The 9,097-nt window shown below is 64.6% G+C and carries 8 protein-coding genes; 3 read left to right on the plus strand and 5 right to left on the minus strand.

Annotated features, from left to right (window positions below; genetic code table 11):
- Window position 1 precedes the first annotated feature (1 nt).
- A complete protein-coding gene (locus VFH65_RS01035) occupies window positions 2–1,123 on the minus strand; it encodes an MBL fold metallo-hydrolase (protein ID WP_353319263.1) in 1,122 nt (373 codons plus the stop codon).
- Between the two features lie 44 nt (window positions 1,124–1,167).
- Between VFH65_RS01035 and VFH65_RS01040 the strand changes: the two genes are divergently transcribed.
- Together VFH65_RS01040 and VFH65_RS01045 are read left to right on the plus strand one after the other, a co-directional pair.
- Window positions 1,168–2,169, plus strand: a complete 1,002-nt coding sequence (locus VFH65_RS01040; RefSeq protein ID WP_353319264.1) for an amidohydrolase family protein — start codon at window positions 1,168–1,170, stop codon at window positions 2,167–2,169.
- A gap of 10 nt (window positions 2,170–2,179) precedes the next feature.
- Entirely contained in the window at window positions 2,180–3,340 is a 1,161-nt protein-coding gene (locus tag VFH65_RS01045; RefSeq protein WP_353319265.1) for a pyridoxal phosphate-dependent aminotransferase, read from the plus strand.
- Between the two features lie 86 nt (window positions 3,341–3,426).
- Here VFH65_RS01045 and VFH65_RS01050 read toward each other — a convergent pair whose 3' ends face one another.
- Genes VFH65_RS01050 through VFH65_RS01060 form a run of 3 tightly spaced genes read right to left on the minus strand, consistent with a single transcriptional unit; the run spans window position 3,427 to window position 7,438 of the window.
- A complete protein-coding gene (locus VFH65_RS01050; RefSeq protein ID WP_353319266.1) occupies window positions 3,427–5,322 on the minus strand; it encodes an acetoacetate--CoA ligase in 1,896 nt (631 codons plus the stop codon).
- Complete coding sequence (locus tag VFH65_RS01055; RefSeq protein WP_353319267.1) at window positions 5,319–6,065, minus strand: 3-hydroxybutyrate dehydrogenase; 747 nt, start codon at window positions 6,063–6,065, stop codon at window positions 5,319–5,321. Before VFH65_RS01055 ends, VFH65_RS01050 begins: the two co-directional genes overlap by 4 nt.
- Entirely contained in the window at window positions 6,062–7,438 is a 1,377-nt protein-coding gene (locus tag VFH65_RS01060) for an MFS transporter (protein ID WP_353319268.1), read from the minus strand. The genes VFH65_RS01055 and VFH65_RS01060 overlap by 4 nt, the downstream gene beginning before the upstream one ends.
- A 108-nt stretch (window positions 7,439–7,546) precedes the next feature.
- On the opposite strand from VFH65_RS01060, the gene VFH65_RS01065 reads away from it, so the two are divergent.
- Window positions 7,547–8,461 (plus strand): LysR family transcriptional regulator, encoded by a 915-nt coding sequence (locus tag VFH65_RS01065; RefSeq protein WP_353319269.1) that lies wholly within the window; start codon window positions 7,547–7,549, stop codon window positions 8,459–8,461.
- 156 nt (window positions 8,462–8,617) lie between these two features.
- On the opposite strand, the gene VFH65_RS01070 is transcribed toward VFH65_RS01065, so the two are convergent.
- Window positions 8,618–9,097: hypothetical protein (locus VFH65_RS01070; RefSeq protein WP_353319270.1), on the minus strand; the 480-nt coding region annotated here is incomplete at its 5' end.

Consider the following 9,097-nt stretch of genomic DNA (forward strand, 5'->3'; position numbering starts at 1 on the left):
TTCAGAGGGCGAAGACCTGGCCGTCACGTGCGACGGTGGTCTTGCCTGAGAAGTTCTTTCCGATTGCGTCGAACCATTCGGAGTCCGGCAGATCCGTTGGGCTGTAGTGGCTCAGGATCACGTGCTTGGCGTTGGCCGCCGCGGCGACTTCACCGACCTGCTCTGCCGATGTGTGCGACTTCACCAGGTAGTTCGGCGGGAATCTGTTGTGGTAATAGGCATCGTCGAGGCTGAATTGCGCCTCGTGCACCAGGATGTCGGTGTCTTTGGCGAGGGCAATCAGGTTGTCGGACTTGGTGGTGTCTCCTGAAAAGGTCACGGACACACCAGATTTCTTCAGATCAAAGCGGAATCCGAATGCCGGGTAGACATCGTAGTGGGAGACCAGTGTGGCGGTGACGGTGACATTCTCGTCGGAAACCACCGGGAACGGGGCAGTTTTCGGCGACCTGCTGCGGTAGTCCGATCCTGGTGGCACCGTGATCTCGTTGACCTCGAGCAGGCTCTGGATGTCGTCGATTCCCATGTCGCGAATGAACAGGTTGCTGGTGTAGGCGTATGCCTGCAGCAGGGCGTCGCTGGTGGCGGCGAGTCCCGGTGCAGGGTTGCGGGGGTTGATCGTCGCTGGATCCGCGTTGCCGACCTCACTCGGCGGCAAGCCACCGGCCGGCCCTGGACCGTAAACCGTTACCGGCGCCTTGCCCTTCGAGGCGGTATATCCACCGGAGAGGAAGAAGCTGTAGTAGTCGACGATGTGGTCGGTGTGCAGATGGGTGATGAACATGCTTTTCAGATCGTCGAATCGCAGCCCCGCGTTGGTAAAGGCGTTCAAAGAGCCCAAGCCGCAGTCGATCTGATACACGTCGCTGCCGATCTTCAGGGCAGTCGAGATTCCTGTCATGTTGGGGACCGGTGGAGGTCCGGCTTGGACTCCGAGGGTGATCAGCGCATTCTCGGGCAGCGCGGGCGGGGACTCAGGCGATTTCGACGGTGTTGCCGAACTACACGCCGACGCGCTCAGAACGGCGGCGCCGACAGCGGCCGACGAAGCCGCCAGGAGCGACCTTCTCGAGATGGTGGCCAGGTCCAGCGTGTGATCATGGTTGCATCCCGGGGGGTTCACGCCCGTAAGACTATGCTTTGCCCGGTCTGTCGAATGGAGAATCCATGTCGTTGATCGCCCTGGAAGAGCATTACGCGTGGGACCCGGCCAGTGCCGAGAACGTCGTCGGTAACTGGTTGCGGGAGAACAACACCACCGCTTACCAGCGCCTGTATGACCGCGGCGACCTGCGTTTGGAGCAGATGGACGCCGCCGGCATCGACTTCCAGATCATGTCGCTGTTCGACCCGGGCGTGCAGGACGAGACCGATGTGCCGCGCGCAGTTGACCTTGCCCGAAGCGCCAACGACGACCTGGCCGAATCGGTGCGCTCCATGCCTGACAGGTTGGGCGGATTCGCAACACTGGCCACTCAGGACCCCGACGCTGCGGCGGCCGAACTACGCAGAGCTGTAAACGAACTGGGCCTCGTGGGTGCGCTGATCAACGGTCATTGCCAAGGCCGCTACTTGGACGACCCTGCCTATAGCGGGCTGTTCGAGTGTGCGCAGGAGCTGGACGTGCCGATCTATTTGCACCCGACGACGCCGCATCCCGCGGTGATGGATGCCTGGTTTGCGCCCTACGTCGGCGATGGCCTGCATCTTGCGTCATGGGGTTTCGCCGCGGAGACCGGCACGCACGCGCTGCGGCTGATCTACTCCGGGTTGTTCGATCGGTTCCCGCGACTGCAGATGATCCTCGGCCACCTTGGCGAGATGTTGCCGTTCGCCGCCTACCGGGTCGACCGGTATTACGGGTTGGGGGGTGATCCGTCGGCGCGCGGCCGCAAGCTCGAGCGTCTTCCATCGGAGTACCTTCGGACCAACTTCCATGTGACTTTGAGCGGGAACTTCAATGGACCGGCGTTCGCCTGCACACTCGAGGTGATGGGTGCCGAGCGGGTGATGTTCTCCGTCGACTACCCAATGGATGACAACAAGGCGGGCGCCGAGTTTCTCGCCGCCTACCCGATGGACGAAGCAGTGCGACGGCAGGTCGGTTCGGAGAATGCTCGGCGTCTGTTCGGTGACCGCATTCCGCCCCAGCGGCGGCCGTCCGTCTAACGTGGCTCAAGTGAGCGACCGCGTTGCGCTTCGTGCCGGCATCCCGCCCTTCTATGTGATGGATGTGTGGCTGGCCGCGGCCGAGCGCCAGCGCACGCACGGCGACCTGGTGAATCTCTCAGCGGGACAGCCGAGCGTGGGCGCGCCGGCGGCCGTGCGCGCGGCGGCGATAGAGGCGCTGAACAACACTGTTCTCGGCTACTCCGTCGCGTTGGGCATTCCCGAATTGCGCACGGCAATCGCCGGGTCGTATGCGGACCGATACGGCATCGACGTCGACCCCCAGGAAGTGGTGCTCACCACCGGCTCGAGCGGCGGCTTCCTATTGGCGTTCCTCGCGTGCTTTGACGTCGGCGACCGGGTGGCCATCGCCAGCCCAGGCTATCCGTGCTACCGCAACATCCTTTCTGCGTTGGGTTGCGAAGTGGTCGAGATGCCATGCGGACCGGACACCCGGTTCCAGCCGACGGTGCAGATGCTCGCCGCGCTCGATCCGCCAGTCAAGGGTGTCGTGGTCGCCAGCCCGGCCAACCCGACCGGGACGGTGATCCCGCCCGAGGAGCTGGCCGCGATCGCGTCATGGTGTGAGGCATCAGGTGTCCGGCTGATCAGTGACGAGGTCTACCACGGGCTGGTATACGAAGGCGCGCCGGCGACCAGCTGCGCATGGCAGACATCACGAGATGCCGTGGTGGTCAACAGCTTTTCGAAGTACTTCGCGATGACCGGGTGGCGGCTCGGCTGGCTGCTGGTCCCAGGAGGCCTGCTTCGCGCTGTGGACTGCTTGACCGGCAACTTCACCATCTGCCCGCCGGTCCTGCCGCAGTATGCGGCGGTTGCGGCCTTCACTCCCGAGTCGGTCGCCGAGGCCGAGGGGCATCTGCACCGTTACGCAGCCAACCGCGACCTGCTGCTCGACGGGCTGCGTCGAATCGGCCTTGACCGGCTCGCCCCCACAGATGGCGCCTTCTACGTGTACGCCGACGTCTCCGACCACACGACGGATTCGCTGTCGTTCTGCTCGAAGTTATTGCACGACACCGGCGTTGCGATCGCGCCGGGCATCGACTTCGACACCGTGCGCGGCGGCTCGTTCGTGCGGCTCTCGTTCGCCGGGCCAACGAGCGATATCGAAGAGGCGTTGCGCCGCATTGGATCCTGGCTCCGCTAGCGCCTGCGCCTGCGCCCAGAGTGCGATATATGACGGAATTCGGCTGATATTCATCATATTCCGCACTCTCGCGTTACAAAGCAGCGCTACCGACGCTGTTTCGCGTACCAGTCAAGAAGCGCGGGGTTATCAACAGCGCTGCTCTCGACAACGCGCGCGGGGTCGCCGCCCTGCAGCAGCTTCTTGATCGGCACTTCAAGCTTCTTGCCGGTACGGGTATGTGGAATGCCGGGAGCTTCGAGAATCTCGTCGGGCACGTGCCGCCGCGACACCTCGGCGCGGATGGTGTCGCAGATCCGGTCCTTCAGTTCGTCGGTCAATTGCGCATCGCCGGCCAGCACGACGAAGAGCGGCATCCAGTAGCCGCCGTCGGGTTGCTCTGCGCCGATCACCAACGACTCCGCGATCTCCGGCAGACGCTCCACCGCCTGGTAGATGTCCGCGCTGCCCATCCGGATGCCGTGACGATTCAGCGTCGAGTCCGACCGCCCGTGCACCGTGATGCTGCCGTGGTCGGTGATCGTGATCCAGTCGCCGTGCCGCCACACTCCTGGGAACATCTCGAAATACGCTGCGCGGTACCGAGATCCATCGGCATCGTTCCAGAACTCGATCGGCATCGACGGCATCGGCTTGGTAACCACCAGCTCCCCCACCTCGCCGCGCACCGGCTTGCCTGACTCGTCCCACGCATCGAGCGCAACCCCGAGATAGGGCGCCGACAGCTCCCCCGGCCAGACCGGTACGGTGCGTACACCGCCGATGAATGCGGACACCACGTCGGTGCCGCCGCTGATCGACGCCACCTGTACGTGTTCGCCGACGTTGTCCCGCAACCACAGCGACGACGACGGTGGCAGAGATGACCCGGTGATGCCGACGGTGCGCAGTGCCGACAGATCGTGCTCCTTACGCGGCACGGCACCTGCTTTGATACACCCCAACACATACCCAGGGCTGGTACCGAACACCGTCGCACCGACGCGGGCTGCAATGTCCCACAACGCATCCGGCCCTGGAGCGGTAGGACTTCCGTCATAACAGACGATCGTCGCTCCCACCAAGAGGCCGGCGACCTGGAAGTTCCACATCATCCAGCTCGGGCTGGTGTACCAGAAGAACGTGTCGTCGGGCCCGATATCTGACTGCAGCGCAATCGCTTTCAGATGTTCAAGCACGACACCGCCGTGGCCGTGCATGATGCCCTTGGGCAACCCCGTCGTTCCCGACGAGAAGAGAATCCACAGCGGATGACTGAAGTCCACCGGCACGATATCGAGCTCGCCGCCGTCGTCGGCGCTCGCCAGCTCCGATGCCATCACCGTGGCCCGCAGCGACGGCAGCCCAGCAGCAAGAGCCGAAATTTCGTCACGCTTGTCGTGCCACTTCCCGCCGAACCGGTACCCGTCGGCCGTCACCAGGACGATTGGCTCGAGCTGGCCGAGCCGGTCCAGCGCCGCCTTGGCCGAGTAGTCCTGTCCGCAGGCGCTCCAGATCGCGCCGATGCTCGCGGTCGCCAGGAATGCGATGACCGCTTCGGGAATATTCGGTAGGTAGCCGACAACCCGGTCACCCGACGTGACCCCCAGGGATTGCAACCTGCGCGCGAATGTGGCTGTACGACCGAGCAATTCGGCCCACGACAACTCCACAGTCGAGCCGTCTTCGCTGACGTGGACGATGGCGGGCCGGTCCGTTCGCGCACTGCGCACGACCTGGTCGACGTAGTTCAACCGAGTACCGGGAAACCACTGGGCGCCAGGCATCTGTGGGTTGTCCAGCACCACATCAGGGGCGTCGCCGAGCGCGAAGTAGTCCCACAATGCCGCCCAGAACGCAGCCGGCTCATCGACCGACCATTGCCACAGAGCGTGATAGTCCGCCATGGGCAGACCCGTGCGCTCGCCCACAAATCGCCCGAAATCGGTCACCCGCGCGTCGGTTATGTCCTGCTCCGTGGGGACCCACTGCGGTTCGGTCATCGCGCGCTCCAGCCGCCGTCCATGGTGTACGACGCGCCCGTGACCATTCCGGCCGCCGGCGAGGCCAGCCAACCCACCAGCGACGCAACCTCTTCGGGCTCGACAAGGCGCTTGATGGCGCTTTCCTTCAGCAGGATCTTCTCCACTACCTCATCCTCGGGGATGTCGTGCGTACGCGCCTGGTCCGCGATCTGCTTCGTCACCAGCGCGGTACGAACGTACCCCGGATCGACGCAGTTGCTGGTCACCTTGTGAGGTCCACCTTCCAACGCGGTGACCTTGGAGAGGCCCTCGAGTGCATGCTTGGCGGTGACATAGGCGGACTTGAATTCGGATGCCCGCAAGCCGTGCACCGACGAAATGTTGACGATCCGGCCGAATCCGTTCCCGTACATGTGGGGCAGCGCGGCCCGGATCAGAAGAAACGGCGCCTCCACCATCAGCGCGAGCATGAACCGGAACCGCTCAGGGGGGAACTCCGCGATCGGGCTGACATGCTGCACGCCGGCATTGTTGACCAGTATGTCGACCTCGAGCCGAAGATCCTCGAGCGCCGCGACATCGGAAAGGTCCACTGCCCAAGCCTTTCCGCCGATCTCGTCGGCGAGCGCCTTCGCGCCCACGTCGTCGACATCGGCGACGGTGACCACCGCGCCCCTGGACGCGAGTTCCCGCGCGCATGCCGCGCCGATACCGCTCGCGCCGCCAGTGACGAGCGCCGCGCGGCCGTTCAGGTCGGTCATACGACGCCGCTCCTGGCGAGGTCCTCGCGATCGGCCTCGTCGACGCTCTCCAGATCAATCCCGTTTGTCTCCCGCATAAACAGCGCCGCCACGAGGGTGATCACAGCGGCCCCGGCCAGGTACAGCGCGATCGGCACCCAGGTGTCGTAGATGTCGAGCAGTTTCACGGCGATGATGGGGGCCAGGGACCCCGCCACGATCGAGGTGACCTGATAGCCAAGGGAGACGCCGGAATACCGCATGCGGGTCGGGAACATCTCGGCCATGATGGCCGGCTGTGGGGCGTACATGAGTGCGTGGATGATCAGGCCGATGATGATCGCAGCCATGATGAGGAGGTAATTACCGGTGTCCATCATCGGGAATCCGAAGAAGCCCCACGTCCCCGCGCCGATGGCGCCGACGATGTACACGGGACGCCGTCCGAATCGGTCCGCCAGCCGCCCCACCTGTGGGATGACCAAGAAGTGCACCGCGTGTGCGACCAGCAGCCACAACAGGATGGGGCTGGTGTCGGCACCGACCTGCTGCTTGAGATAGGTGATCGAGACGATGACCACCAAGTAGTACATGATGTTCTCGGCAAACCGCAGGCCCATCGCGGTGAAAACCCCACGCGGATACCGCTTGAGCACCTCGAACACACCATACGACACGGCCTTGACCCGCTCGATTTCCTGTTGCGCCTCGAGGAATATCGGCGCGTCGCTCACCTTGGTGCGGATGTAGTAGCCGATGAGCACCACCACGGCCGACAGCCAGAACGCGACCCGCCATCCCCACGACAGGAAGGACTCATCAGAAAGCGCCGCGTTCAACAGAAGGAGCACCACGGTGGCGAGCATGTTCCCGACGGGTACAGCGGCCTGCGGCCAACTGGCCCAGAACGCGCGGCTGCGGTTGGGGCTGTGCTCCGCCACCAACAGCACCGCCCCACCCCACTCGCCGCCGACTGCGAAGCCTTGGAGGAACCGCAACACCACCAGCAACGCCGGAGCCCAGTAGCCGATCTGCCCGAAGGTGGGCAGACAGCCCATCAGGAACGTGACGGCACCGACCAGCAGAATGCTGAACTGCAGCAGTTTCTTGCGCCCGTACTTGTCACCGAAGTGCCCGAACACCACGCCGCCGAGCGGGCGCGCGAAGAACCCGACCGCATAGGTCACAAGCGCCGCCAATATCGCGTCCAGCTCGCTGCCGGCCTGTGCGAAGAACACCTTGTTGAAGACGAGCGTGGCCGCGGTGCCGTACAGGAAGAACTCGTACCACTCGACGACCGTGCCGGCCATCGAAGCGGCCACCACCCGCTTGAGGCCGGTCGGTACGGACCCGGGTTCGCTGCCGGCGGGCGGTGTCTCATTGTGAATCGTCATCGGACGCTCCTCGATTGTGATGCCCCACACAGACGACTGTGAGTATTCATGCAGGTACCCCTGGCTGCAATGACCAAAACCGCAGCAGTCATCTGCAAAAATGCAGATATGACTTTGCCGTCCGGCCGCAGGCCCAGTGCCGATGACCTGCTGGTGTTGCTGGCTGTCGGACGCTCCGGTCGCTACAACACCGCGGCCGAAGAACTCGGGATCAACCACACCACCATCTCGCGCCGGATAGCGGCGCTGGAGCAGTCGATCGGCGGTCGGGTGCTCGCGCGTGTCGGCGGCGGCTGGGAGCTGACAGATCTGGGCCGTGACGCACTGTCGGCAGCCGAAGCCGTCGAATCGGCCGTGCGATCCCTGACCGTCAACCCCGGCGGCCGCCGCACGCTGGAGGGCGTGGTCCGCATCTCGGCGACCGACGGGTTCAGCGCGTACATCGCCGCTCCTGCCGCCGCCCAGGTTCAGCGCGACCATCCGAACGTGGCCGTCGAGATTGTCGCCGCCACCCGCCGGGCCACCCAGCAGCGCTCCGGCCTCGACGTCGAGGTCGTGGTTGGCGAACCAAAAGTGCGCCGCGCCAAGGCAATCCGCCTGGGCGACTATTGCCTGGGTCTCTACGGCGCCCGCGACTACCTCGCCGAGCACGGCACCCCGACCAGCATCGCTGACCTCGCGCGTTTCCCGCTGGTCTACTTCATCGACTCGATGCTGCAGGTCGACGACCTCGACGTAGCGACGAGCTTCGCCCCGGCCATGCGCGAATCGGTCACGTCCACCAATGTTTTCGTGCATGTCGAGGCGACTCGGGCAGCCGCGGGAATCGGCCTACTGCCGTGCTTCATGGCCGACCGCCACGACGACCTCGTCCGCGTCCTGCCCGATGCGGTGGCGGTTCAGTTGACGTACTGGCTCGTCACCCGCGCCGAGACGCTGCGCCGGCCGGAAGTCGCGGCGGTAGTGGACGCGATCCGCGACCGCATGGCGGATCAGCGCGACGTGCTTCTCGGCGCCCGCTAGCGGCGGCGCCTCTGATCAATCCGTGCGCGGCCGCTGTATATAGGGAAACACCTGATTCAAGGGTGACCGCCGACGGTTAACGTTTGGCGCGAGACAGTCAGCAAACCATGTTTCGCGACAGACAGAGGGAACCGCCATGTCCGCGCCCACACAATCTCACGTCCACAAAAACACCCCCGGCCACCGCAGGCGCCACCAATCGAAGGCGCTCAAGGCAACCGCCGCCGTGGCGGCAAGTGTGCTAACCCTCAGCGGCACTGCGGCATTCGCTTCTGATGCACTGCAGCCGCGTCCTCTCCGGAGCGGCGGAAACCCCAGCGCGAACATGCAACCGGTAGCTGTCTTGCCATCACCGATGCTGACGACGTTCGGCACCCCGATCACCGATCGCACCGATAGTGAGCGAACCGCGTTGACGGTGCTCGGCTTGATCAACCCAAGCGGCCCCGCCGCGACGGGTCCTGGTCTGCAGCCCACGTCAGGTCCGATCAGCGCCACGAGCGCCGGTGGTGGCGGCACCGTGTTGGGCAGCTTCAGCGCGAGTTTCGCGCCCACCATCTTCGGAACACCGTTGGCCAGCGCGCGAAGTGGTGGCCCTGCAACGTCATCGGCGCCGACACTGTCTAGCGCGACCAC

Source organism: Mycobacterium sp., assembly GCF_035697385.1.
In the GTDB taxonomy this organism is placed as follows: domain Bacteria; phylum Actinomycetota; class Actinomycetes; order Mycobacteriales; family Mycobacteriaceae; genus Mycobacterium.